19 protein-coding genes are annotated in these 24,248 nt (G+C 74.7%); 10 read left to right on the top strand and 9 right to left on the bottom strand.

All coding sequences use genetic code 11. From position 1 onward, the window contains the following. Positions 1–34 precede the first annotated feature (34 nt). Positions 35–757: a hypothetical protein gene (locus ACZ7MY_RS29485; RefSeq protein WP_499606340.1), complete on the top strand. Its 723-nt coding sequence runs from the start codon at positions 35–37 to the stop codon at positions 755–757. Continuing rightward, positions 747–1,187 (top strand): protein-tyrosine phosphatase family protein, encoded by a 441-nt coding sequence (locus ACZ7MY_RS29480; protein ID WP_499606339.1) that lies wholly within the window; start codon positions 747–749, stop codon positions 1,185–1,187. Before ACZ7MY_RS29485 ends, ACZ7MY_RS29480 begins: the two co-directional genes overlap by 11 nt. 154 nt (positions 1,188–1,341) lie before the next feature. Here the strand turns inward: ACZ7MY_RS29480 and ACZ7MY_RS29475 are convergent, their stop codons facing one another. After that, positions 1,342–2,706: a M1 family metallopeptidase gene (locus ACZ7MY_RS29475; RefSeq protein WP_499606338.1), complete on the bottom strand. Its 1,365-nt coding sequence runs from the start codon at positions 2,704–2,706 to the stop codon at positions 1,342–1,344. Next, the gene (locus ACZ7MY_RS29470; RefSeq protein WP_499606337.1) at positions 2,703–6,620 is read right to left on the bottom strand and encodes a Pls/PosA family non-ribosomal peptide synthetase; all 3,918 of its coding nucleotides are present in this window, start codon (positions 6,618–6,620) and stop codon (positions 2,703–2,705) included. Before ACZ7MY_RS29470 ends, ACZ7MY_RS29475 begins: the two co-directional genes overlap by 4 nt. Positions 6,621–7,280: 660 nt before the next feature. Between ACZ7MY_RS29470 and ACZ7MY_RS29465 the strand changes: the two genes are divergently transcribed. Beyond that, positions 7,281–8,183 carry an MEDS domain-containing protein gene (locus ACZ7MY_RS29465; protein ID WP_499606336.1) on the top strand — a complete coding sequence of 301 codons (903 nt, stop codon included), beginning with the start codon at positions 7,281–7,283 and terminating at the stop codon, positions 8,181–8,183. Further along, a complete protein-coding gene (locus tag ACZ7MY_RS29460; RefSeq protein WP_499606334.1) occupies positions 8,183–8,611 on the top strand; it encodes an ATP-binding protein in 429 nt (142 codons plus the stop codon). Before ACZ7MY_RS29465 ends, ACZ7MY_RS29460 begins: the two co-directional genes overlap by 1 nt. A gap of 31 nt (positions 8,612–8,642) precedes the next feature. On the opposite strand, the gene ACZ7MY_RS29455 is transcribed toward ACZ7MY_RS29460, so the two are convergent. Next, the gene (locus ACZ7MY_RS29455) at positions 8,643–9,374 is read right to left on the bottom strand and encodes a DUF429 domain-containing protein (protein WP_499606332.1); all 732 of its coding nucleotides are present in this window, start codon (positions 9,372–9,374) and stop codon (positions 8,643–8,645) included. Positions 9,375–9,489: 115 nt separating this feature from the next. Here ACZ7MY_RS29455 and ACZ7MY_RS29450 point away from each other — a divergent pair, with 115 nt between their 5' ends. Then, the gene (locus tag ACZ7MY_RS29450) at positions 9,490–10,065 is read left to right on the top strand and encodes a hypothetical protein (RefSeq protein ID WP_499606330.1); all 576 of its coding nucleotides are present in this window, start codon (positions 9,490–9,492) and stop codon (positions 10,063–10,065) included. Between the two features lie 53 nt (positions 10,066–10,118). Here ACZ7MY_RS29450 and ACZ7MY_RS29445 read toward each other — a convergent pair whose 3' ends face one another. After that, complete coding sequence (locus ACZ7MY_RS29445; protein ID WP_499606328.1) at positions 10,119–11,114, bottom strand: phosphotransferase family protein; 996 nt, start codon at positions 11,112–11,114, stop codon at positions 10,119–10,121. A 33-nt stretch (positions 11,115–11,147) separates the two neighbouring features. After that, positions 11,148–11,633: a hypothetical protein gene (locus tag ACZ7MY_RS29440; RefSeq protein WP_499606326.1), complete on the bottom strand. Its 486-nt coding sequence runs from the start codon at positions 11,631–11,633 to the stop codon at positions 11,148–11,150. A 220-nt stretch (positions 11,634–11,853) separates the two neighbouring features. On the opposite strand from ACZ7MY_RS29440, the gene ACZ7MY_RS29435 reads away from it, so the two are divergent. Next, positions 11,854–12,597 carry a hypothetical protein gene (locus ACZ7MY_RS29435; protein WP_499606324.1) on the top strand — a complete coding sequence of 248 codons (744 nt, stop codon included), beginning with the start codon at positions 11,854–11,856 and terminating at the stop codon, positions 12,595–12,597. A gap of 58 nt (positions 12,598–12,655) precedes the next feature. Here the strand turns inward: ACZ7MY_RS29435 and ACZ7MY_RS29430 are convergent, their stop codons facing one another. Beyond that, complete coding sequence (locus tag ACZ7MY_RS29430; protein ID WP_499606323.1) at positions 12,656–13,642, bottom strand: 2-hydroxyacid dehydrogenase; 987 nt, start codon at positions 13,640–13,642, stop codon at positions 12,656–12,658. A gap of 246 nt (positions 13,643–13,888) precedes the next feature. Between ACZ7MY_RS29430 and ACZ7MY_RS29425 the strand changes: the two genes are divergently transcribed. Beyond that, positions 13,889–14,644 (top strand): SDR family NAD(P)-dependent oxidoreductase, encoded by a 756-nt coding sequence (locus ACZ7MY_RS29425; protein ID WP_499606322.1) that lies wholly within the window; start codon positions 13,889–13,891, stop codon positions 14,642–14,644. Between the two features lie 159 nt (positions 14,645–14,803). On the opposite strand, the gene ACZ7MY_RS29420 is transcribed toward ACZ7MY_RS29425, so the two are convergent. Then, on the bottom strand, positions 14,804–15,997 hold the full coding sequence (locus ACZ7MY_RS29420) for an RtcB family protein (protein WP_499606320.1): 1,194 nt from the start codon (positions 15,995–15,997) through the stop codon (positions 14,804–14,806). A 217-nt stretch (positions 15,998–16,214) separates the two neighbouring features. Between ACZ7MY_RS29420 and ACZ7MY_RS29415 the strand changes: the two genes are divergently transcribed. From ACZ7MY_RS29415 to ACZ7MY_RS29405, 3 genes are all read left to right on the top strand, one after another. After that, positions 16,215–17,021, top strand: a complete 807-nt coding sequence (locus ACZ7MY_RS29415; protein WP_499606318.1) for a hypothetical protein — start codon at positions 16,215–16,217, stop codon at positions 17,019–17,021. A 65-nt stretch (positions 17,022–17,086) separates the two neighbouring features. Then, positions 17,087–17,791: a DUF3558 family protein gene (locus ACZ7MY_RS29410; RefSeq protein WP_499606317.1), complete on the top strand. Its 705-nt coding sequence runs from the start codon at positions 17,087–17,089 to the stop codon at positions 17,789–17,791. A 119-nt stretch (positions 17,792–17,910) separates the two neighbouring features. Further along, entirely contained in the window at positions 17,911–19,239 is a 1,329-nt protein-coding gene (locus ACZ7MY_RS29405) for a DUF2637 domain-containing protein (RefSeq protein WP_499606315.1), read from the top strand. A 258-nt stretch (positions 19,240–19,497) separates the two neighbouring features. Here ACZ7MY_RS29405 and ACZ7MY_RS29400 read toward each other — a convergent pair whose 3' ends face one another. Further along, positions 19,498–22,128, bottom strand: coding sequence for an MXAN_6230/SCO0854 family RING domain-containing protein (locus ACZ7MY_RS29400; protein ID WP_499606313.1), 2,631 nt, complete (start codon positions 22,126–22,128; stop codon positions 19,498–19,500). Between the two features lie 331 nt (positions 22,129–22,459). Continuing rightward, positions 22,460–24,127 (bottom strand): lysine--tRNA ligase, encoded by a 1,668-nt coding sequence (gene lysS, locus ACZ7MY_RS29395; RefSeq protein WP_499606311.1) that lies wholly within the window; start codon positions 24,125–24,127, stop codon positions 22,460–22,462. Positions 24,128–24,248 lie beyond the last annotated feature (121 nt).

The following is a 24,248-nucleotide window of genomic DNA, read 5'->3' as shown; positions in this document are numbered from 1 at the left end:
CGCGAGATTCCGGAGCGGGTGGAATCATGTGCGGATGCTGCTCACCGAGATCGACGCCGTCAATTGGAATGCCATTCCCACGCCGCGGCCGCGCCCTCGGACCGAGGACGCCCGGGACGGCCTGAGGGCACTCGCCGCCGCGCGCGACCTCGACTCGGTCGCCTCCGCGGTGGAGGCTCTGACCAGTAGTTCCCTGCTGCGTGGACGTACCGGGGAGGTGCTTCCCGGTGCCGTCGTCGCGGCTCCGTTCCTGCTGGACATCGCCGAGCACGGCCATCCGCACGCACGGGAGTCGGCGGTCGTCCTGCTCGACCGCGCGATGCGGTCCGCGCCGCTCGCCGAATTCAGCCGTTTCCGCACGGCGGCCGGACATGACGCGCCGTTGTGCTGCGCGATAGCCGAACTGGTCCGCGCCCGGGGGGATTCCCTGGCGGAATACGGGAGGTCCGGGAAATACCTCCTCAAAGCGAGCGACGCCCATTGGCGTTTCGACATCCGTGAGGCCTCCGGCGCGTCCGGCGACGTCGTCGCCCTCGGCACCCTGCAGGGCGGGCTGCCCGCGCCGTCCTCCACCGGCGAACTCCATCACGTCGGCTCGGTGACCGAGGTCGCCGCCGTGCGGGTCGAGTGCCCGCCTGTGGACGCCACCGCCGAGGCCTGCCTGCGGCTGTCCGGCCTACGGGCGGACGCCGCGGACGACGGCGGCCTGACCGGCGCCGTGCTCTACCCCGCTGCGTGCGGCGACCATGAGCGCTGAGCCCGCCGTCGGCTGGGAGCCGGGCGCACCGGGGGTGCTGCGACTGCCGTCGGGCCGGCTGGTGCGCGGACGGGGTCTGCGGCATCCGCTGCCCGCCGGGCCGCTCCCCGGGTTCGGGCTGTACCTGCTGGGCCACGAACCCCCGGAGACGGCCTGGGAGGCCCGCTGGGTGCGCTGGCCGGACTTCCGGCTGCCTGCGAACCGGGCCGCCGCCGCGGAGGCACTGCGCGGGGCGTGGCGCCGGGCGGCGGACGAGCGGGTGGAGGTCGCCTGCCACGGCGGGGTCGGCCGTACGGGGACGGCCCTGGCGTGCCTCGCGGTGCTGGACGGGGTGCCGTCCGGGGAGGCCGTCGCCTACGTGCGCGAGCACTACGCCCGGCGCGCGGTGGAGACGCCCTGGCAGCGCCGCTACGTGTCGCGCTTCGGCTGACGGCGCGGGCCGGCGCCCGGACCGCGTCGGACACCGGTCGTGGTGGTGCGCGGACCCGTGCGCGGCGCTCGCGCCCACGGCTTCGCGCGGCCGGCCCGAGGGCGGCCGGCCCGAGGGCGGGCGGCCGTCCCTCCCCCGGCCTCCGGCACGTCGCTCACGCTCCCCCGGCCGGCAGGCGGGGCAGCCGCGTCCCGTGCAGCCACGGGTGGAAGACCAGGGCCTCCAGCGGCCGGTCGGTGTGCTCCTGCGCCAGGGCGGTGAACTGCCCGGTGGTCACGGTCCCGTGGCGGTGGGCGGCGGTCCAGGCCCGCAGCAACCGGAAGAACGCCGGGTCGCCCATGACCGTGCGCAGCGCGTGCAGGGTCAGGGCACCGCGCTTGTAGACCCGGTCGTCGAACATGCGCCGGACACCGGGGTCCGCGAGCCGCAGGTCCTGGGGCTGGGCGGCGAGCCTGGCGTGGGCGCGGGCCGCGTTGCGGGCAGCGGTCATCTCGCCGCAGGCTTCCGCCCACAGCCACTCCGCGTACGCGGCGAAGCCCTCGTTGAGCCAGATGTGCCGCCAGTCGGCGAGGGCGAGGCTGTTGCCGAACCACTGGTGGGCGAGTTCGTGGGCGACGAGCCGTTCGGAACCGCGACGCCCGTCCAGGTGGTTGCGGCCGAACACGGACAGCCCGTGCGCCTCGACCGGCACCTCCAGCTCCTCGTCGACCACCACGACCCCGTACTCGTCGAAGGGGTAGGGCCCGAAGAGCTCGGTGAACAGCTCCACCATCCGCGGCTGGCGCCCGAAGTCGTGGGCGAAGTCCGCGGTCAGGCGCGGCGGTACGGCGGCCGGCTGGGGCAGCGGACCGCCGAGGTGGTCGATCAGCTCGTACTGGCCGATCTGCACGGTCGCCAGGTACGGCGGCATCGGCCGCGGCTGGTCGTACACCCAGGTCGTCGTGGAGGCGCCCACCCGGTACGACTCCAGGCCGCCGTTGGCGACGACGGTGTACGGCGAGGGCGCGGTCACCGTGATCCGGTAGCCCGCGCGGTCGCCGAGGTGGTCGTTGCAGGGGAACCAGGACGGGGCGCCGATCGGCTGGCTGGCGACGAGCGCGCCGTCCTCCAGCTGCTCCCAGCCGAGCTCCCCCCAGTCGCGGGAGCGGACGGGCCTCGGGTTGCCGACGTAGCGGACCTCGACCGCGAACGGGCCCTCGGGCAGCGCCTTCGCGGGCCTGACGCGGAGCTTCCCCGCGCGGTGGGTGTAGCGGGCGGGGCGCCCGTCGACCAGGACCCGGTCCAGGCGGAACGCCCCCAGGTCGAGGCTGAACGCGGAGAGGGCCCGGTCCGCCACCGCGGAGATCCGGGCCCGGCCCGACAGGCGGTTGGCCGCCGGGCGGTAGTCCAGTTCCAGGTCGTAGTGGGTGACCCGGTAGCCGCCGTTGCCGTGCTCGGGGAAGTAGGGGTCCGCGGACACCTCCGCCCCGGGCGTGGCGGGGACGACGGCCCCGCCACGCACGCGCTTGCCGTTGCTCACCCTGTGCGGGCCCCCTCTGTGTGCCAGGCGGAGATCGGGTTGCCGAGCCAGCGGGTGCCCTCGGGCACGCCCTCGCCCCGCATGACGAGCGAGGCCGGGCCGATGGCGCTCCGGGCCCCGACCGTCGCGCCGGGCAGCACGATGCCGTGCGGGCCCAGGCTCGCGCCCTCCCCGAGGACGACCTCGTCCATCCGCAGGATCCGATCGTGGAACAGGTGTGTCTGTACCACGCAGCCGCGGCCGACGGTCGCGCCGTCCCCGACCCGGACCAGGTCCGCCTCCGGCAGCCAGTACGTCTCGCACCATACGCCGCGCCCGATCCGCGCCCCCATGCACCTCAGCCACAGGTTCATCAGCGGGGTGCCGCCGACCGCGCCGACCAGCCACGGCACGGCCAGCACCTCGACGAAGGTGTCGGCCAGCTCGTTGCGCCACACGAACGAGCTCCACAGCGGGCGTTCGCCCGCCCGCACCCGCCCGACCAGCAGCCACTTCATCACCACGGCCACCGCGCACGCGGCCGCCCCGGCGCCCGCGAGCAGCGCCCCGCCGGCGGCGAACGCCACGGGCACCCCGTACCGGCCCGCGACCGCCGCGTACCCGGCGAGCACCAGCACCACCAGCGCTACCGCGCACATCACGGGCACGATCCGGCACAGCTCGACGGCCGCGCGGGCCAGCACGAGCCGCCGGGGCGGCGCGAAGGTGCGGCTGCGGTCGCCCTCCTCGGGGACCCGGGGCAGCCGCATCGGCGGCATGCCCAGGTACGAGCTGCCCGCCTTGGCGCCCTTGGGCGTCGCCGAGAGCACGCCGACCAGGCCGTTCTTCGGCACCGAGCGGCCGGGGGCGGTCATGCCGGAGTTGCCGAGGAAGGCCTTCTTGCCGATCCGGGCCTCCGCGATGCGCATCCGGCCGCCGCCCAGCTCGTAGCTGCCCACCATGGTGTCGTCGGCGAGGAAGGCCCCGTCGCCGACGGTGGTCATCGTGGGCAGCGCCAGGACGGTGGACGCCTCCACGTGGCGGCCGACCTTCATGCCGAGCGCCCGCAGCCACACCGGCGTCAGCAGGCTGGCGTAGAACGGGAACAGGTGCGCGCGGGCCCGGTCCATCAGGCGGGCCGTCGTCCACGCCTGCCAGGCCACGCGGCCGTGCACGGGGTGGTGACCCTCGCGCAGCCCGACGCCCAGCAGGCGCACCCCGGCCAGTACCAGCAGGGCGTACGTCAGCAGCCAGGCGAGCGTGGCCAGGGGGACGGCCGCGAGCGCGGCGGTCAGCGGCGCGGCGCCGGTGCCGTGGAGGAACCAGGCCGTCACCAGCAGGGCGGGCAGCGCCGACACCGCGGGCAGCAGCTCCAGGAGGAAGGCGGTCACCTCGTACGCCGCCGCCCAGCGCAGCCGCCGTGGCGGCCGGGCGTCGCCGCCGCGGTGCGGGGCCTTGCCGGTGCGGACGGCGGGCACGCCGCCCCAGCGCTGCCCGGCCCGGACCGCGCCGACGACGCCGGAGCCGGGGGCGATCTCGGCGCGCTTGCCGATCCGGGCGCCGGGCAGCAGGGTGCTGCGCGAGCCGACCGTGGCGCCCGCCCCGACGCGGATCTTGCCGATGTGCAGCAGGTCGCCGTCGAGCCAGTGCCCGGACAGGTCGACCTCGGGCTCGACGGCGCTGCCCTTGCCGAGCTTGAGCATGCCGGTCACCGGCGGCAGCGAGTGCAGGTCGGCGCCGTCGCCGACCTTGGCGCCCAGCGCGCGGGCGTAGTGGCTCAGCCAGGCACCGGTGAGGTTGACGGCGCCGCTGACCTGCGCCAGGCGTTCGGCGGCCCACAGGCGCAGGTGCACCGCCCCGCCGCGCGGATAGGTGCCGGGGCGCACCCCGCGCAGCAGCAGCCGGGCGCCGCCGGCGGAGATCGCGACCCGGGCGGCGGGGCTGATGAGCAGCGCCCAGCCGGCCAGCACCCACCACCAGGAGACGGCCGGGACCCACGGCAGCGGGCCGGCCAGGAGCAGCGCGTTGCCGATGGCGGCGGCCACGACGCCCCAGCGCAGACCGGCCAGGACGAGCAGCGGCAGCATCAGCGCCAGCTGGGCGGTGGCGGCCCGCCGGGGCACCGGCCGTACCGGGCGCGCGGCGGTGCGGCGCGCGTCGGCCTCGTCCAGGCGGGCGGCGAGCGCCCCGAGGGTGGGGTGCTGGTAGATGTCGCCGACGGCGGCCGCGGGGTAGCGGGTGCGCAGCTGGGAGACGAGGCGGGCGGCGGTCAGGCTGCCGCCGCCGAGCGCGAAGAAGTCGGCGTCGGGCCCGGTGACCGGGGCGCCGAGGATCTCGCCCCACATCCCGGCGAGCAGTCCCTGGGTGCCGGCGAGGTCCGCGGCGGGTACGTCCAGCCCCGGCAGCGGCCAGGGCAGCGCGTTCCGGTCGACCTTGCCCGAGGTCCGGGTGGGCAGGGTGTCCACGACGGCGACCAGCGGGACGAGCGCCGCGGGCAGCGCCTCGCGGAGCCGGGCGAGCGCGTCGGCCTGGTCGAAGTCCTCGGTGACCGCGACGTAGCCGACCAGGATCTGGTTGCCGCCCTTGGTGGTGCGCACGGCGGCGGCCGCGCCGGCCACGGCGGGCAGCGCCTGCAGGGCCGCGTCGATCTCGCCCAGTTCGATGCGCCGGCCGCCGAGCTTGACCTGCTCGTCGGCACGGCCGACGAAGACCAGGCCCTCCCGGTCCGCGCGGACCAGGTCGCCGCTGCGGTAGGCGCGGTCCCAGCCGAGGGCGGGCAGCGGGGCGTACTTCTCGGCGTCCTTGGCGGGGTCCAGGTAGCGGGCGAGTCCGACGCCGCCGATGACCAGCTCGCCGGTCGCGCCCATGGGCAGCGGTTCACCGTGGGCGTCCACTACGGCCAGTTCCCAGCCGTCCAGGGGCAGCCCGATGCGGACCGGGCCCTCGCCGGTGAGCTGGGCGGCGCAGGCGACGACGGTGGCCTCGGTCGGGCCGTAGGTGTTCCACACCTCGCGGCCCTCGACGGCCATCCGCTCGGCCAGTTCCGGCGGGCAGGCCTCACCGCCGAAGATCAGCAGACGGACGTCGTCCAGCGCCTCGACGGGCCACAGCGCGGCCAGCGTCGGCACGGTGGAGACGACGGTGATGCCCTGCTCGACCAGCCACGGGCCGAGGTCCAGGCCGGTGCGGACGAGGGAGCGGGGCGCCGGCACCAGGCAGGCGCCGTGCCGCCACGCCAGCCACATCTCCTCGCAGGACGCGTCGAAGGCCACCGAGAGCCCGGCCAGCACCCGGTCGCCGGGGCCCAGCGGCTCCTCGGCGAGGAAGAGCCGGGCCTCGGCGTCGACGAACGCGGCGGCCGAGCGGTGGGTGACCGCGACGCCCTTGGGCCTGCCGGTGGAGCCGGAGGTGAAGATGATCCACGCGTCGTCGTCCGGGCCGGGGCGGCGGCCGACGGTGCCGTGGGGCTCGGCGTACGGGGTGATGGTGAGGTGCTCGCCGATGACCGCGCACACCTGCGCCTCGGAGAAGACCAGACGGGCGCGTTCCTCGGGGTCCTCGGCGTCGACCGGGACGTAGGCGGCGCCCGCGGAGAGCACGCCGAGCACGGCCACGTACAGGTCGGCGGTGCCCGAGGGGACCCGTACGCCGACCCGGTCGCCGGCGCCGATGCCGGCCTCCGCCAGGCGGCGGCGCAGGCGCTCGGTCGCGGCGGCGAGGGTGCGGTAGCTCAGCGTCGTGGTGCCGTCGTCGACGGCGGGCGCGGTGGGGTGTGCCCGGGCGGTGGCGGCCAGGACCCCGAGCAGGGTGCGCTCGGGGGCGGCGTCGCCGGCCCGGAAGAGCGCCGGAGCGGGGCCGGGTGCGCACAGGACACCGGTGACGCCCGCGGGCGCGGGCTCCTCCCGGAGCGGGAGGGGCGACTCGACGAGCGTCATGCGGCGCTGCCCGGCTCGGGCGAGCCGGGGGTGGGTGGCGCGGCGGCGGACGTGCGGGGCATCTTGTTCCGGTCGCTCAGGGCCAGAGACGGACGCATGTCAAACCCTCCAAAGGCTCAGGACCACTGCGGTGCCGGGTGGCTTCGGCCGGCCGGCCGGGGACCACGGCGTCCCTGCGCGCGGGCTCGTCCCCGCGTTCGGCGTACGCCCGGTGTCCCGTACCGCGGCCGTCCCGGACGGACGGGCGACGGGTCCTCCCACCTGGCGTCACATATGGCGGACAGGCAGTTTACCGGGGCTTAATCCCCGCGGCCTGTCGAAAAGAGGGCAAGTGGTCCCTCTCACAGCCGTGCCGGGCCTCGGCGGGGCGCCGGAAACCGCCTCCTCGCGCGTCCGGTCCGGCCGTCCCGGCACGCACGGGACCACCGGCGGGGAGCGGCGCATCCCCCGCGCGGCGCATCCGGGACGCCCCCGGGACGGCCGGACCGGGCCCGGTGATCACCCGCCCGTCACATCGCGTTGACGGACGGGCGCTTACGGGCAGCTCCGGCGTACCCGCGGTCGTTCCCCGCGCGATCCCGGGCAGAGTCGGTCCCGCCTGGCGGTCCCGCCCCGCGCGCTCCTAGCCTCGGCAGCTCGGAAACCTGGGGGTGAGCACGGATGCCTGCCGCGGATGTGCGGGTCGTGCCGGTGCAGCGGATGCGCTCCGGCGACCACGCGTTCGTCAGTTACGACGGCGACGACACACGCTGGGACGTCCTGGCCGCCTTCGCCCGGCTCGGCCTGGCCGCGGGCGAACGGGTCATGGTCTTCGCCGCCCCCGGCGTGCCGGACCGGGAGGTGCTGGCGCACCTGGGGCCGGCCGACGACGCCGGGCGGGCCGGGGACGCCGACGTGTGGGTGCGGTCGGCGCGGCGGCGCGGACAGCTCGTGCTGAGCAGCATGCGCGAACTGGTGAGCCCGGACCGCGATTTCACCGCCGTACGGCAGCAGGGCCGGCTCGCCGAGGAGACCGACCGCGCCGTCCGCGACGGGTACGCGGGCCTGCGCGCGTACATCGACATGCACTGGGTGCGCGACATGGGCGCGCCCATCGACGCGATGGTGCACCGCGAGACGCACGCCGAGCACCTCTTCGCCGGACGCCCGTACGCGGAGGTCTGCGCCTACGACCGCCGGTGGTTCACCGGGGACGTGCTCGACGCGATGGCGCAGGCGCACCCCCGCAACCTGCTGACCCGGCTCGGCGCGCTCCACGCGACGCGCGCCGAGGGCCTGCTGCGGCTGCTCGGCGAGGCCGACCTCAGCACGCGGCAACGGTTCCGCGGCGCGGTCGGGGACGCGCTGCGCCGCACCGCGGAGGGCGGGCGGCTCGTGCTGGCCCTGCGCGACCTGCACTTCCTCGACGTGGGATGCGCGGCGGAGCTGCTGACGCTGGTGGCCGCCGCCGGGGAGCGGGGGGTGCGGGTGGAGGTCCGCTGCTCGGCCTTCCACCTGACGCTGCTGCGCAGGCTGGGCGCGCCGTCCCTGCCGGGGCTGACGCTGATCGAGGTGAGCGGCTGATGCTGGACGAGCTGCGCGAACCGTCCGCCGGCGACCCGGCTGCCGGCGGCTGTTGGCTGGAGCACGACTTCGCGGAGGGCGACCTGCCCCGGCTGCGGGTGCTGACCGAGGAGTTCGCGACGTGGGCGGGCCTCCCGGCCGCGCGCCGCGGGGAGTTCGTCCTGGCGGTGAACGAGGTGGCCTCCAACGCGATCGTCCACGGCGGCGGCCGCGGCCGCCTGATGCTGCGCCGGGCCGACGGCGAGGCGCAGTGCCGGGTCGTCGACCACGGCCCCGGCTTCGACGCCGCGGTCATCCCGGAACTGCTCCCGGGCCTCGACTCCCGCCCCGGACGCGGCCTGTGGCTCGCCCGCCTGGTCACCGACCGCCTCACCATCGGTCCGGGACCGGTCGGCGCGGTCGTCACCCTGGCCATCCGCCTCCACTGAACCGGCCGTGCCCGCAGCGGGACGGCGGACGCTACGGGAGGTCGGGCAGCGTGGCCGCGTGGGGGACGTGGATCCAGCCCTCGACGCCGGCCGCACGGACCTGCTCGGGACCGGACGGGGCGCGGGTGAGCCCCCGCTGGACGGCGCGGGCGGCCAGGGCGGCGATCAAGGCGTCGAAGGCGTGCTCGCTGCCGTCGTACGCGGCGCGTTCGGCCGGCCCGCAGCGCAGCCAGGGCGCGGCCGCGAGGAGTGCCGCGGAGGAACGCTCGGGTCCCAGGCCCCACCGTCTGCGGGACGCCGCCGGATACACCTCGGCGATCCGGCCGGAGCCGTCGCGGGCCACCGGCCGCCCCCGGGCGGCGAGTTCGTCGGCGAGGTGGGCCCAGCGGGCGGCGGTGGCGCCGAGCCGGTCGAAGGCGACGGACAGCGGCCACCGGCCGCCGAGTTCCTCGTGGGTGAGGATGTCGGTGCGGCGGTGGCGCAGGGTCGCCCGGTGGGCGGTGCTGTCGGTGCCCCGCCCCGGCCAGGGCGTACCCGCCGCGTGCGCGGCGACGGCCTCGACGAAGGGGATCGGCCAGCCGAAGGGGCAGTCCACCCCGGCCCGTTCCCCCGGTTCCAGGCCGCACAGCAGGTCCACCAGCACGTCGTCGGCGCAGCCGAGCAGCGGCGGGGCGACGGCGGCCGTGCCGTCCCCGGGCCAGGTGACGACCGCGACCGCGGTCGTCCGGGGGCTCGCGGCGAGGTCGATGCCGAGGGTGCGCACGCTCCCATCATCCCCGCCGCGCGGCGGGCGCCGCGCGGGCGCGGGCTGAACGTTCCGGTGCCGGGGTGCGTATCCCCTGGCGTACCGCACTGCAGCCGACGGTGAGGACCGGCCGATGAACACTCAGAGCAACGTCCCCTTCCAGGGCCTCCAAGCGCTCCCCGACGGCGAGGCGGAACTGCCCCTCGTCGTGCACCTGCGGTGGGAGGACCTCGCGGCGCTGGGCCGTGAGGCGAGCCGGCTGGCGGTGCGGCTGCAGCGGCCCGTGAGCCTCGACGAGGCGGCCGGGCACCACCTGCGGACCCGGTTCGGGGTGAGCCACGCGCCCGACAAGGACGAGCACCCGAAGACGGAGGCCACCCGCGCGGTCACCGCGGCGGTGCCCTCCGCCGCCCCGATGGCGATCGCCCCGGGCACCGCCCAGCAGTCCGGCGGCGCCCACGCGGCCCCCACCCCGCACACCGCCCCGGCGCACACCTCCGGCCACGCGGCCGGCCACACCTCCGCCCACACCTCCGCCCACGCGGCCGGCCACGCCTCGGCCCACACCGCCTCCCCCGCCTCCGCCCCGTCGTCCCTCCCGGCGTCCGGCCCGGGGCTGACGCCCGGTCAGCCGGCGGACCCGTCGGGCAGGGTGGCACCGCTCGGCGGCCGGAACGTGGTGGAACAGCCCACGAGCGCCGCGGGGTAGCTCCCGCCGAAGGGGGCTCGGCCCAGGCGGTGTCCGCCGCTTCGGCCGGGGATTCAGGCCCCGGACACCTCGTCCCGCGTCACGGTCCCGAGTTCCGCGAGCCACCCGCCGAGGACGCCGCGGACGTGGTCGGCATGGTCGGCGGGGTAGCCCCGCGGACCGCACTCGACGACGAGGATCAGGCCCAGGTAGACCCGGTAGAGGGCCAGCCGGTGCAGCGTGGAGGGCCCGAAGTCCAGGGTGCCGCCCGCCTCCCGGTAGCCGGCGACGAGGTCGCTGCCGGGGCCGGCGTCACCGCCGAGGGCCAGGGAGACCAGTTCGGCCACCGGGTCGCCCCAGAAGGCCCGCTCGTGGTCGATGAGTCCGGTGACGGCGGAGCCGTCGTCGGCGACGAAGACGTTGCCGGGCCACAGGTCGAAGTGGACCAGCCGCGGCTCGGTCACCTCCGCGAGGACGTCCGCGCCCTCCGCGACGAGCGCGCGGACCTCGCCGGGGGCGACGCCGAGCGGGATGCCCCGGCGCCCGGCCTCCTCCAGCATCGCGTCCACCATGGCGGCGAACGCCGTCGGCCAGTCGGCCGCCGACAGTCCGGCCTCGGGGGCCGGGTAGCCGTACCGGCCGTCCTCCGGGGCGAGCGTGTGCAGCCGCGCCACGATCCGGCCGAGTTCACGGCGCAGCGCTGCCTGCCGGTCCGCGGGGATGCGGTCGGCCGCCTTGTCCCAGGCGGTGCCGGGCAGGACCGACAGCGCCATGAAGTCCGGCGCCGCGTGCAGCAGTTCCGGCAGCGGCACGTCGCCGAGGGCGGCGATGCGGCGGTGCGCCATGACCTCGGTGGCCATGATGCCGCGCTCGTAGCGCAGCACGTCGGCGTCCGGCGGCGGGGCGATCTTCACCACCGCGGGACGCCCGTCGTCGAGCCGCACCCGGTAGGCGGCGTTGAACCAGCCGTCGGTCAGCTCGGCCTCCACGCTGCAGTCCAGCCCCGCCGACTCCCGCAGCAGGGCGGCAAGTTGGTCGGCGGACAGCTCACGCTTGGTCAGGCTCCTCATGCCCCCGCATGCTAGGAGAGCGCTCCCACGCTGTCACCGGTCGTGCCGGACGGCGATCCGGTCCGCGCCCGGTTCGTACCACAGGACGGCCATCGCCTCGCCGCCTCCCTCCGGGCACAGGAAGACGGTCCTGTCCAGGCGGCGGCCGATCGCCCGGAGGAAGCCGCAGAAGGCGTCCAGCCCTTCCTGGTCCCGCAGTTCGTACAGGTCGACGTCGAAGTCGATCACCTCGTCGGACAGGAAGCGGAAGACCGCGTGGAACCCGGGTCCCGGGCCGACGCGTACGCACAGGTTCGGCACCTCGCCGTCGGCCGGCCGGGCCAGGACCCGCGCGGCCGTGGGCAGGGGCAGGACGCGGCCGCCCTCGTCGTACGCGTACCACCAGCCACGGTCGACGACCAGGTCGAGCAGGGCCTGCCACCCGGCCACCCCGACGCCAGGGATGTACAGGTCAGGCAGCCGGCCCATGTCGGCCGGGTCGAAGACGTCGGCCACGTCGTCCCACAGCGGGTCCGTCATGACGCCATCCTGGGGCGCCGCGCGGCCCCGGCGCACCCGTATTCCGGGGGCGTGCGGCTACACCCGTCACGCCGGGTGCCGCAACCCCTACACGCCTGGTCTGTTCCCGGGCCACTTTCATATGGCAATCTCATCTTCACGTCGTACGCTCAGGCCCCACGTCCCCCACGTTCACCTCCTCTGCCCCAGGTTCCTCAGGATCGACGAAGAGAAGACCGCCGTGGCGTCCCTGCCCCTCACCCTGGCGGCTCGTCTGCTGCCCACCGCCATCCTCGCCATCGTCGGCTGGACGATGGCCTCCTCGTCCCACGAGGAGGCCGGCCGCACGTCGGCGAACGGATCCCAGACCGGCTCCGCCGCACCGTCCGGGTCGGACTCCGGCTCGGGCCCGGACTCCGGTTCCGGCTCCGGCGGTTCCGACTCCGGATCGGACGGCTCGAAAGACGTGCCCGCCACCTACTCCAAGCCGCCCGCGCCGTGCACCGCGATCAAGACCGCGACCATCAAGAAGCTGGTGCCGGAGGCCAAGACGGCGGGCAAGCAGCTGTCCCTCACCGACCCCTCGCACCGCACCGGCTGCTCGTGGAACGCCCTGAAGGGCTTCGACTACCGCTGGCTCGACGTGACCTTCGAGGTGTCCACGACCAGCGGCGGCCAGGACGGCGAGTCGGCGGCGAAGGCCTCGTACAAGCGCCTGAAGAAGTCGATCGCGGCCCCCGGCATCGGTGACGAGGCGTCCCTGTCGGTCGAGTTGTCCACCGAGGACAAGCAGCAGACCCGCGAGGCGGTCGTGGTGTTCCGCAAGGGCAACGCGGTCGTGACCGTCACCTACAACGGCAGCGACTTCGAGAACAAGAAGGCGCCGGACGACTCCGAGGTCCGCGACGCCGCCCTGGCGGTGGCCAAGGACGCGCTCGCCGGTCTCGGCCCGGGCACCAACGTGGAGGGCGACCAGAGCGCCTGAGGCGTGCCGCGGCCCGGTCAGGCCTCCGCGGCGGTCACGACGTCCCGCGGCCTCCCGGTCAGGCCTCCGCGGCGGTCACGACGTCCCGCGGCGGACGGCCGTCGAGGAAGTCCACGACGTTGCGGACGGCGGCCTGCGCGATCCGCACCAGGGTGTCCCGCGTCGCCCCGCCCGCGTGCGGCGACAGGACGACGTTCGGCGCCCGCAGCAGGCGCGTCCCGGCGGCCGGGGGCTCGGGGTCGAAGACGTCGAGCCCGGCACCGGCCAGGCGCCCGGCCTCCAGGGCGTCGGCGAGCGCGTCCTGGTCGACGACCGCGCCCCGGGCGGTGTTGACCAGGAAGGCCGTGGGCTTGAGCAGCGCCAGGCGTGGGGCGTCGAGCAGGTGCCGGGTCGCGTCGCTCAGCGGGACGTGGACGGAGACGTAGTCGCCACCCGCCAGCAGTTCCTCCAGCGGCACGCCGCGGGCCCCGAGCAGCCGCTCGGTCGCGGCCGGCACGGGCCCGCGCGAGGTGTAGAGGACGGTCATCCCGAAGGCGGCGGCCCGCCGGGCCACGGCCTGCCCGATCGCCCCGAAGCCGATCACCCCGAGGACCCGGCCGTCCAGCCCGGTCAGCGAGCGCTGCAGGTCCGGCAGGGGCCACTCGCCGCGCGAGAGCGCCTCGTGCCCGGGGACGATCCGCTTGGCGAGGGCGAGCATCAGCGCGAAGGCCTGCTCCGCGACGCTCTGCGTCTCCACCCCGCTGGAGCCGATGGTGCACACGGGCACGCCCCGGGCCCGGGCGGCGGCGACGTCCACGTGCTCGTGGCCGTGACTGGTGCACTGGACGAGTTCCAGGACGGGCGCACGGGCCAGGTGCCCGGCCGTCACGGGGGCCAGCGCCGTCATGATCACACGGGCCGCGGCCAGCGCGTCCGGGTCCTCGTCCGCGGACTCGACGACGGTGACGGCAGCCCGCCCCTCGAGGAGCCCGGCCAGGGCGGCCCCGATGCGACGGCCCCCGACGTGCGGCGCGACCACCGCGAGGACGTTCTTCGGTCCATCCATGCGCCGTCACTCCGTCCGTTCGCCGGTCCGCTCGCGCGGACCGCCGGCGGGGCGGTCGCACCCGGCGGTGCCGGGACCGCCACGCCGATGGGCGCCCGAGGTGTCCGTGCTCCGGTCCACCCGGCGGACCGCACCGAGAGGGCGCGGCGCCACCGCGCCTATGCTGCAAGCGTAGGCGGGCACTTGCCCCTCCCGACCCCCTGACCTCGGACCTCCGACCCCCGACCGGCGAAAGGCAGCACGACCATGAGCCCCCGTACCGCAGTCGTGACCGGCGCGAGCAGCGGCATCGGCGCCGCCACCGCCCGCAGGCTGGCCGAAGCCGGCTACCACGTCGTGCTCACCGCCCGCCGTGCCGACCGCCTGGAAGCGCTCGCCGAGGAGATCACCGCCGCGGGCCACTCGGCGGCCGCCGTCGCCCTGGACGTCACCGACCGCGACGCAGTCGACGCGCTCGCCGCCTCGCTCGACCGGGTGGACGTCCTGTTCGCCAACGCCGGCGGCGCCCTCGGCGCGGACCCGGTCGCCACCGCCGACCCCGCGGAATGGCGCACGATGTACGAGGTCAACGTCCTCGGCGTGCTCCACACCGTCCAGGCCTTCCTGCCCGGGCTGATCGCGTCCGGTGACGGCACCGTGGTCGTGCTCTCCTCCACGGCCGCCCTCACCCCGTACGAGGGCGGCGGCGGCTACGTGGCGGCCAAGCACGGCACCCACGCCCTCGCCGGCACCCTCCGTCTGGAGCTGCTGGGCGAGCCGGTCCGCGTGATCGAGATCGCCCCCGGCATGGTGAAGTCCGAGGGCTTCGCCCTGACCCGCTTCCACGGGGACGAGGAGAAGGCCGCCGCCGTCTACGCGGGCGTGGCCGAGCCCCTCACCTCCGACGACGTCGCCGACACCGTCACCTGGGCGGTGACCCGCCCGTCCCACGTCAACGTCGACCTGCTGGTCGTCCGCCCCCGCGCCCAGGCCGCCCAGCACCGGGTGCACCGGGAGCCGTAGGGGTGACGGGGTCCGCGAGGGAGGCGAACGGCGCCGCCGGCGCGCGGGACCCGGACTCGGTGCCGTTCCGGTACCCCCCGAAGGAACGGCGCGGCCGGGTGCGGACCACGTGGTCCGCACCCGGCCGAACGGCGCACGACACGGGCCGCCCCCGCCCGCTCAGCCCTTGACGCAGACGACCTGCTTGAGCTTGGCGACGACCTCCACGAGGTCCCGCTGCTGCTCGATCACCTTCTCGATCGGCTTGTACGCGCCCGGGATCTCGTCCACCACGCCCGAGTCCTTGCGGCACTCGACGCCCTTGGTCTGCTCCTCCAGGTCCCGCGTGGAGAACCGCTTCTTCGCCGCGTTGCGGCTCATCCGGCGGCCCGCGCCGTGCGAGGCGGAGTTGAAGGAGTCGCTGTTGCCGAGGCCGCGGACGATGTACGAACCCGTGCCCATGGAGCCCGGGATGATGCCGTGGTCGCCGCTGCCGGCCCGGATCGCGCCCTTGCGGGTGACGAGCAGGTCCATGCCGTCGTAACGCTCCTCCGCCACGTAGTTGTGGTGGCAGGAGATGACCTGGTCGAAGGTGACCCTGGCCTTGCGGAACTCGCGCCGCAGCACCTCCTGGAACAGGGCCATCATGATCGCGCGGTTGCGCTTCGCGTAGTCCTGCGCCCAGAACAGGTCGCGCCGGTAGGCCGCCATCTGCGGGGTGTCCGCGATGAAGACTGCCAGGTCGCGGTCGACCAGGCCCTGGTTGTGCGGCAGTTTCTGGGCCTCGCCGATGTGGTGCTCGGCGAGTTCCTTGCCGATGTTCCGCGAGCCGGAGTGCAGCATCAGCCAGACCGCGCCGTCCTCGTCGAGGCAGACCTCGATGAAGTGGTTGCCGGAGCCGAGCGTGCCCATCTGCTTCGTCGCGCGCTCCTGGCGGAACCTGACGGGCTCGGCGAGGTCGTCGAAGCCGTCCCAGAAGCGGTCCCATCCGGCCGCGGACAGGCCGTACAGCCGGGCGGGGTCGACGGCGTCGTCGTGCATGCCGCGGCCGACCGGGATGGCCTGCTCGATCTTGGAGCGGAGCCGCGAGAGGTCGCCGGGCAGGTCGTTGGCGGTCAGCGAGGTCCGCACCGCGCTCATGCCGCAGCCGATGTCCACGCCGACCGCCGCCGGGCAGACCGCGCCGTGCATCGCGATCACCGAGCCCACCGTGGCGCCCTTGCCGAAGTGGACGTCGGGCATGACCGCGAGCCCCTTGATCCACGGCAGCGAGGAGACGTTGCGCAGCTGCTGCATGGCGACGTCCTCGACCGCGGACGGGTCGGTCCACATGCGGATCGGCACCCGCACTCCGGGCACTTGTGTGTACGACATCTCGATCCCCCCTGGGACGGACGGTGGAATCCATCAGGACGACGCGAACAACACGTCGCGATGGAAAGCGAAATAAAGGACGAAGTCAGCCATACAGACCGGTGATCCGGCGACGGCCGCAGCGTGTGCGGTAGACATTGTGTCTACCCGTCGCCCACCCCCGCCAAGGGATTTACGCGGGCGCCGGACCGATCGCCGGAGGAAGGGGCCACCTCAAGTGCAGCCAACGGGAGACCGTGTCCACCGGGTCCGTGGCCTGGTGGCCGCGGCGTGCACGACCGCGCTCGCCGTCGCCGCACTGGCGGGGTGCACCGGGTCGGGCGGCACCGGGGACGGCGCGCGCAACGGCGACACCCCGGACGGCAGGCAGTCCAGCCCGGCGGCCCCTCCCGGCCGCTACCGGGTGCTGCCCGAGCCGTGCGGTTCGATCGCCCCGGACACGCTGGCGAAGTTCGTGCCGGAGGCGGACGACGACGCGGGCGAGGCGACCGTGACGTTCGACACGGACCGCAAGGTCGGCTGCAAGTGGACCGGCCGCACCGACCTCGGCAACCGCTACCTCCACATCGACCTCGAGCGGGTCGTGTCGTACGACACATCCGTCAGCGACGAGAACCAGGCCACGGCGGACTACGACAGCCGGGTCGCGGAGGCCCACATCCCGGCCGCCACGGCGCCCGCCGACGCCGCCGCCTCCGCCTCGGCCACCGCGAGCCCGCCCGGCTCACCCAGTGGCGACCCGGCGCCCTCCGACACCCCCTCGCCCTCCGTCACGGCCACCGGCGACATCTCGCCGCGCACCCTCGACGACCTCGGCGACGGCGCCTTCCTCGACGACGTCCTCAAGAACCAGGGCTCCGGACTCCACCGCGACATCACCGTGGTCTTCCGCATGGCGAACGTCCTGGTCACCGTCGAACTCTCCCAGTGGTCCACGGACAAATCGGTCGAACCACCCAGCGAGGAGCTGCAGCTGGGCGCCCGGAAGGTGGCCGCGGAGCTGGCAGATCAACTCGACGAATGAGACGAAGCGCGTAGTCTGGCCGTTTGTGCCATGACATGACACGCAACGAAATGAGCGAAGGATCCATGCACCGATCAGCCCCGCACCTCGCCCGCCTGCTCGTGGGCGCGGCCGTGCCGGTGATGCTCGTCGCCGGCTGCTCCTCCGGCTCGGACTCGTCGAAGGACGACGCGCGGAAGGCGGCCACCGCCTCCGCACCCGCGTCGAAGTCCGCGTCACCGTCGGCCCGCGCCGTCGCCGCGAAGTTCGCCGAACTCCCCGACCCCTGCGAGGTCATCGGCGCCAAGACGGTCACGTCGCTCGTCCCCAAGGCGAAGAAGCCCGCGGGCACCCCCGCCCACTCCGCCGAGCGCGACGAGCGCGGCGGCTGCTCGTGGAACGGCCTGGACGGCTACCAGTACCGGTGGCTGGACGTCTCGCTCCAGCGCTACGACACGGTCGCGGGCCTCGGCTCGGCCGAGGAGCAGGCGAAGCGGCGCTACGCCGAGCAGGTCGCCGAGGCCGGCCGGGCGAAGGGCGCGAAGAGCGCTCCGGTCACGGTGGACGGCGTGTGGGACGCGGGCACCGCGGTCACCTCGACGGTCAAGAAGGACAAGGAGGAGTACCGGGACGTCACGGTCGTCGCCCGCACCGGGAACGCCGTGCTGGTGCTCACCTACAACGGCGCGGGCCTCGAGGACGCGAAGACCCCGGCCGGGTCCGGGCTGAAGGCCCGCGCGCTCAAGGCGGCCAAGGAGGCGGCCACCGCGGTCGCGGCGGCGAACGCGTAACAACTGCGGGATCCGCTGTACCGATACACCCCGTTTGGGCAACCTGCCCGTTGCCCCGTGTGGCAGGCTGGGCGGGCCAGTTTCCGAGCCTGGGAGGGTCGCGGGTGTCCGCGATACGCATGAACCGGACGCAACGCATCCTGGTCGGTGTGGTGGTCGCCGGAGCGGTGATCATCGCAGCGATCGGCTTCGCGGGCTCGTACGCGGCGGTGCGCGAACTCGCGCTCGCCAAGGGATTCGGCTGGTTCGCCAACGTCTTCCCGGTCGGTGTCGACGCGGGGATCGTGGTCCTGCTCGCGCTGGACCTGCTGCTGACCTGGCTGCGCATCCCCTTCCCGCTGCTGCGCCAGACCGCGTGGCTGCTGACGGCGGCGACGATCGCCTTCAACGGCGCGGCGGCCTGGCCGGACCCGCTGGGCGTCGGGATGCACGGCATCATCCCGATCCTCTTCGTCGTCTCCGTGGAGGCGGCCCGGCACGCGATCGGCCGGATCGCCGACATCACGGCCGACAAGCACATGGAGTCGGTCCGGCTCGCCCGCTGGCTGCTGGCCCCGTTCGCGACCTTCCGCCTCTGGCGGCGCATGAAGCTGTGGGAGCTGCGCAGCTACGACGAGGTCATCCGGGTCGAGCAGGAACGTCTCGTCTACCGCGCCCGGCTGCGCGCCCGCTACGGCCGGGCCTGGCGCCGCAAGGCCCCCGTCGAGTCCCTGATGCCGCTGAAGCTCGCCCGGTACGGGGTCCCCATGGAGCAGACCGCGGCCATCGGCCTCGCCGCCGCCGGCATCGACCTCCCGGCTCCGGCCCCCGCCCCTGCCCCTGCCGCGGCCCCGGCCAGCCTCACGGCGGCAGGAACCGAGCCGCGGCTACGGCCCGCGCAAGCAGTGGCTCCTGCCGTCGTAGTGCCCGATCCCGAGTCCAGGGCCGCCCGGGCCATGACGCCCGCACAGGCACCGACGCAGGCAGATGTGGCGGAAAAGCCGAGCAAGTGGTTCGCCGCTCCTGAGCCCGTGCAGTACCGGGGCGGCTACGCCCCGAACAGCGAGCCTTCTGCATATCCGCCGCCACAGCATCAGGCCTTCGCCAATGGACGGATGCAGCAGGCCCCGGTACCGCAGCCGCGCGCTCCCGAGCCGGAGCCCACTCCGGAGCCAATGCCCGTGCCGGTCCAGGAGCAGGCGCCGGAGCCGTCCGTACAGGTGCCGAACGGCGCAGGTGGGACGCGTCCTCTCGGCGAGGGCATAACGGACGCGATGCCGTCGGACGAGGACCTGTACCGGGTGTTCCGGCAGTCGATAGAGGGCGAGGGCATGCCCACACCCGGTGCTTTCGCCGCGAACATCGAGGCCGTGTACGGGGTCCGCTACTCCGGTCGCGAACTGAGCACCATCCACGACCGGCTCACGGCCCGTCTCAACAGTCAGCTGATGGAAGACCACATCGCGTAAGGCTGACGGAGTCTGGGCTGTTCGGCGCCCGATGATTGGTCTGCAGCCCCAGCCCTTTGATGAGGCCTGCCGAATCACGTGCCGGCAGGCCTCACGGCGAGGACCCCGTGTTCCCCACGGCCTTCCATACGCTGGACGAGCCGAACGCGCACTCGCCCAGGCACATGGGAAGGCCCCTCTTGCGGCCGGGCGGACAAGAGTGCGCCGGGTCGGCAACGCCCGCCCCGCGTACGACCGTAGAGACCGCGACTCAGCGCCTCACCCGGCCGCCGGGGCCGGGGTCGGGGTCAGGGCGGCGACGACGTCCGCCGCCGACCGCAGCCGCACCCGCGCCGCGTCCAGCCCCGCCGGGTGCAGCGCGAACACCTCAGCGCCCTCGGCCGGTTCGAGGTCCCCCCGGAGCAGCCAGGCCAGCCGCACCCGTCCGAGCTCCGCGGGCACGTCGACGTCGCCGTCCGCGTCCGGCGACCCGATCCGCGCCGCGAACCCCGCCACAAGCTCCCCGGCGCGGCGCCGGTACGCCGTCACCGAGCCGTCCGCGTGCCGCAGCAGCACGGTCGCCGCACGGGCGGCCGCCTGCCACACGGCCAGTTCACCCAGGCCCACGCGGGCCCCGGAGGCGAACTGGGCGGTCAGGGCCTTGCCGAGCAGGGCGAGGTCGTCCCCGTGCCGCGCGACCGAGTGGTGCGTGCCGGTGACGCCCCTCGTGATGTCCAGCCAGCGCATCGTGCGGTTCACCACGTCGACCACCAGCGGCACGCTCGCCGAGGCCCGGCCGGTCAGGTCGTAGCGCTGTTCCACGGCGCGTGCGTCGAAGACCGGCCCCCGGTCCCCGGGCAGGTCGCGGACCATGAGTCCGGCGAACGCCTCGGCCAGCGCCTCGAACGGGACGCTGTTGAACGAGAAGACCACCGCGACCACATGGCGGACCCCTGCGGCCGCGAGCGCGTCCAGGTCGAGGTCCACGAACTCCGCCGCGCCCTGCGGCGCCGGGGCGCTGGTGAGGTCGCCCGAGTGCACGGCGGCGTCCGCCCCGAACCGCAGGCGCGTGTAGTCGCAGTGGCCGACCGCGTTCCACTCGGCGTCGAACATGGCCGTGGACAGGTCCAGGTCGGTCCGGCCGGACTCCTCGCTCTCCATCCAGTGCAGGAACAGCCGCAGGGTCCGCCCGTCCGGGACGGGCAGTTCGCTGCCGCGCGGCAGCGTCACCAGGGCGCGCGAGGCCGTGCGCTCGGTGAACGGCGCGATCACGCCGTCCAGGCCCGCGTCCACGACGGCGACGTCGGCGGCCTCCCCCTGCGCCGCCCGCCGCAGCACCTCGGCCTCCAGCAGGGCGACGGCCCGCGCGACGACGTCCGCCCCGATCGGCAGCCGGTCGTCCTCCACCAAGTGCGCCCTGGCGGTACCGCCCTTGGGGAAGAACACCCGGGTGGGGACCGCGTGGGGGCGGCTGCGCAGCTCGCCGAGCGCGGACAGCAGCACGGCGGGCGAGACCCGGGTCACCGCCGGCTCCAGGGCCGCCAGGACGGTGTCTGCGTCCTCGGCGTCATCGGCGACCGACAACCGCAGCAGGTGGTCGAGGCGGCGCACGAACTCGCCCGGCCGCTGCGCCAGCAGTACGACGGCCGCCGGCACGTCCATGGCGTGCAGCGCGGCCTCGACCCGGCCCGCCCAGCCGCGCACGCGGACCGTGGTGCCGGTCGCGTCGACCCGCGCGTCCGCGCCGGCCGCCGTCCGCAGGGTCGCGGTGAGCGCGTCGCCGTCCGCGAGCCGGGTGTCGCGCAGCGCCGCGACGGCCAGTGCCGCCCGGGGGAAGCGGTCCGCGTACTCGAAGGGGTGCAGCAGTTCGGCGACCCGCAGCCACGCGTGCCGGTGCCGGCGCATGTCCTGCACGGCGAGGTCGGGGGCCACGCCCTCCAGCGCCCCGAGCAGGGCGCGCCGCAGCGGCCGGGGCACCGAGACGAAGCGCGGCAGGTCGACCAGGCCGGGGTCGCCGCCGGAACGCACGGAGAGCAGCCGCAGGATGTCGGTCGCCGTGTCGATGCGGGCGGTCACGGCGGGGACCGTCGTCCCGTGGGCGGCGGCGTCCGCCAGCAGCCAGGCCAGGACGCGGGCCTTGGTCTCGCGGCCGGGGACGTGCTCCGGCAGCCAGGAGACGTCCGCCCGGTCGCGGGTCTCCAGCAGCGCCGCCAGATCGTCGGCGTCCTGCGGGCTCAGGGCGCCGGGCCTGGCGAGGAGCCCGTGGAGCTCGCGCAGCGCGTCCGCGTCCCGGGCGGCGAGGTCGCCGCCGTGGTGCAGGACGCGCAGCCGCTCGGGCAGGGCGCGCCGGCGGCCGCCGAAGCGGCGCGGCCGGCGGGGCCGCAGGAAGGGGTCGTCGGCCTTGATACGGCGGTGGCAGACGGGGCACGCGGAGAAGTCCGCGCCGTCGAAGCAGCTCCGGCACACCAGGTGCGCGCAGGGCGAGACGGCGTGGACGGTACCGTCCGTGCCGCACAGGACACACGGCTGCTCCGGGTGCTGGAAGAGCAGGGTCAGCACGCGGTCGACGTAGAACGCGAAGGTGTCGGCCGGCGTGCTCATGGGGAAGTCGCGGAACAACGGCACGTGCGACCGGTCCGCGCCGAGCGCCTCGTCGATGTCGTCCAGCAGCGCGCGGCCCGCGGCGGCCAGCGCGGTCTCGCCGCGCCCGGCGAGCGCTTCGCGCAGCGCGGGGGACATCAGGTAGCCGCGGTCCAGGAGGTCGGCCTCCAGCAGCGCCGCACCGGCAGCACTGCCGAGCGACCCGCCCGCCGGGGCGGAGGGCAGGTAGACGGCTCCGCGGCGGGCGAGCATGACGGCCGCGAGCGGACGCGGAGCGGTCGTGGCGGGTGCGGTCGTGGTCGTGAACATCGCTGTGTCTCCCCCTGGTTGACCTCAGGGCGGGAAGTGGGCGCGCTGAAATCCATCGCAAGAATGCGACTTCGCAGTGAGAAGGAAGCACGCCCAGGAGCCGCCCCGGGTCCGGTCCGGTCGCCGGACCGGTGACGCCGGTTGCGCGCGCGGGGCGGGAAGGGGGTGCACTCGGTTCATTTGGAGTGAAGAGAAGGAAGCACACCGGGAGCCGCCCCGCGCCCGACGACCATAACGCGCCGCGCGCCACGACGCGTTCGAATATTCGCCCCGGAACGCGCGACGGCGGCGGGTGGCATGGCCACCCGCCGCCGTCGTGTACGAGCCGGGGTCAGCTGCCCGCGAGCAGCTCCCGCACCCGGTCCTGGCCCACGGCCAGCAGCAGGGTGGGCAGCCGCGGTCCGGTGTCCCGGCCGACCAGCAGCTTGTAGAGCAGGGCGAAGAAGGACCGCTGGGCGACCTTCATCTCCGGGGTCGGCTTGGCGTCGGGCGCGAAGCCGGCCTGGATCTTCGGCACGCCGTAGACCAGGGTGGTCAGCCCGTCCAGCGACCAGTGCTCGGGCAGCCCGTCCACCAGCAGCTTCAGGGCCTCCCGCTCCTCGCCGGACAGGGCCGCGAGGGACTCCGCGTCGGGCTCGGTGCGCACCCGGGTACGGGCCTCCGGCTCGACGTGGGTGTTCACCCAGCGCTCGGCGCAGTCCAGCCGCGGCCGGGCCTCGTCCAGGGAGGCCAGCGGCCGCTCCTGGTCGAGGTCGCGCAGGATGCGCAGCGTCTGCTCCTCGTCCCCGGTCGTGATGTCCACGACGGAGGCGAGGGTGCGGTACGGCAGCTTGCGCGGGGTGGTCGGCAGCTCGCCGCCCGCGGTGCGCGCGGCCCGCGAGTGCACCGCGAGGTCCACCGGCGCGGCCGCGCCCTCGGCGACCTTGCGCTCCAGCGCGTCCCACTCGTCGTAGGTGCGGGAGATCTCGTCGCCGAAGGAGATGTTGAACGCCTGGTTGGGCCGGCGGCGGGCGTACAGCCAGCGCAGCAGCTGCGGCTCCATGATCTGCAGGGCGTCGGCCGCGATCGGCACGCCGCCCTTGGAGCTGGACATCTTGGCCATGCCGCTGATGCCGACGAAGGCGTACATCGGGCCGATGGGCGGCTCGGCGCCGAAGATCTCGCGCACCAGCTGCTGGCCGACCATCCACGAGGAGCCGGGCGACTGGTGGTCGACGCCGGAGGGCTCGAAGTCCACGCCCTTGAAGGCCCAGCGCATCGGCCAGTCGACCTTCCACACCAGCTTGCCGCGGTCGAACTCGCTCAGCCGGACCGTCTCGCGGTTGCCGCAGGCCTGGCACTCGTAGGTCAGCTCGGTGGTGTCGTCGTCGTAGGCGACGACGGTGGTGAGGTCCTTGTCGCAGGCCGTGCAGTACGGCTTGTACGGGAAGTACTCGGGGGCCTGCGCGAGCGTGGCCTCCTCGTCGTCCTGCTCCTCGCCGCCGGCCTTCTTCTTCGTCCGGTAGCGGCCGAGCACCTCGTCGATCCGCCGGCGCTCGCGCATCGCGTGCAGGATCTGCTCGCGGTAGGTGCCGGAGGTGTACTCGACGGTCTGGCTGATCTCGGTGACCTCGACGCCGAGCGCCGCCAGCGCCTCGCGGAAGGGCGCCTTGAAGTGGTCGGACCAGCTCTCGTACGCGCTGCCCTCGGGCGCCGGGACGGCGGTCAGCGGCTTGCCGATGTGCTCGGCGTACGACGGGTCGTAGCCCGCCGGCACCTTGCGGTAGCGGTCGAAGTCGTCCCAGGACAGGATGTGCTCGCAGGGCACGCCGCGCCGCTTGATCTCGTCGGCGACCAGGTGCGGGACCATGATCTCGCGCAGATTGCCCAGGTGGATCGGCCCGGACGGGCTGATCCCGGAGGCGACGGTGATTTTCTTGCCCGGAGCCCGCCGCTCGGCTTCCGCGATGACGTCGTCCGCGAAGCGGGCGACCCAGTCGGCCTCGGTGCTCTGAGCCACTGTCTCGACTTCCTTCCACCTGTGCAGCGGGTAGCGCGGTACCCGGCAATTGTCCCAGAGAAAAATGAGTGGTAGCGCGTGGGATACTGAGGGTTGATCTCCGATCCCTCTCAGGAAGCAC

This window comes from Streptomyces sp. NPDC111520, assembly GCF_055635295.1.
The sequence above is the reverse complement of the archived record's forward strand: the minus strand, read 5'-3'. Positions and strand labels throughout refer to the sequence as shown.

Excerpts from the sequence above, each read along its gene's own strand:
- ACZ7MY_RS29485 (WP_499606340.1), top strand. The coding sequence starts at position 35 with ATGCTGCTCACCGAGATCGACGCCGTCAATTGGAATGCCATTCCCACG.
- ACZ7MY_RS29480 (WP_499606339.1), top strand. The coding sequence starts at position 747 with ATGAGCGCTGAGCCCGCCGTCGGCTGGGAGCCGGGCGCACCGGGGGTG.
- ACZ7MY_RS29470 (WP_499606337.1), bottom strand. The coding sequence starts at position 6,620 with ATGACGCTCGTCGAGTCGCCCCTCCCGCTCCGGGAGGAGCCCGCGCCC.
- ACZ7MY_RS29465 (WP_499606336.1), top strand. The coding sequence starts at position 7,281 with ATGCCTGCCGCGGATGTGCGGGTCGTGCCGGTGCAGCGGATGCGCTCC.
- ACZ7MY_RS29460 (WP_499606334.1), top strand. The coding sequence starts at position 8,183 with ATGCTGGACGAGCTGCGCGAACCGTCCGCCGGCGACCCGGCTGCCGGC.
- ACZ7MY_RS29450 (WP_499606330.1), top strand. The coding sequence starts at position 9,490 with ATGAACACTCAGAGCAACGTCCCCTTCCAGGGCCTCCAAGCGCTCCCC.
- ACZ7MY_RS29445 (WP_499606328.1), bottom strand. The coding sequence starts at position 11,114 with ATGAGGAGCCTGACCAAGCGTGAGCTGTCCGCCGACCAACTTGCCGCC.
- ACZ7MY_RS29440 (WP_499606326.1), bottom strand. The coding sequence starts at position 11,633 with ATGACGGACCCGCTGTGGGACGACGTGGCCGACGTCTTCGACCCGGCC.
- ACZ7MY_RS29430 (WP_499606323.1), bottom strand. The coding sequence starts at position 13,642 with ATGGATGGACCGAAGAACGTCCTCGCGGTGGTCGCGCCGCACGTCGGG.
- ACZ7MY_RS29425 (WP_499606322.1), top strand. The coding sequence starts at position 13,889 with ATGAGCCCCCGTACCGCAGTCGTGACCGGCGCGAGCAGCGGCATCGGC.
- ACZ7MY_RS29420 (WP_499606320.1), bottom strand. The coding sequence starts at position 15,997 with ATGTCGTACACACAAGTGCCCGGAGTGCGGGTGCCGATCCGCATGTGG.
- ACZ7MY_RS29410 (WP_499606317.1), top strand. The coding sequence starts at position 17,087 with ATGCACCGATCAGCCCCGCACCTCGCCCGCCTGCTCGTGGGCGCGGCC.
- ACZ7MY_RS29405 (WP_499606315.1), top strand. The coding sequence starts at position 17,911 with ATGAACCGGACGCAACGCATCCTGGTCGGTGTGGTGGTCGCCGGAGCG.
- ACZ7MY_RS29400 (WP_499606313.1), bottom strand. The coding sequence starts at position 22,128 with ATGTTCACGACCACGACCGCACCCGCCACGACCGCTCCGCGTCCGCTC.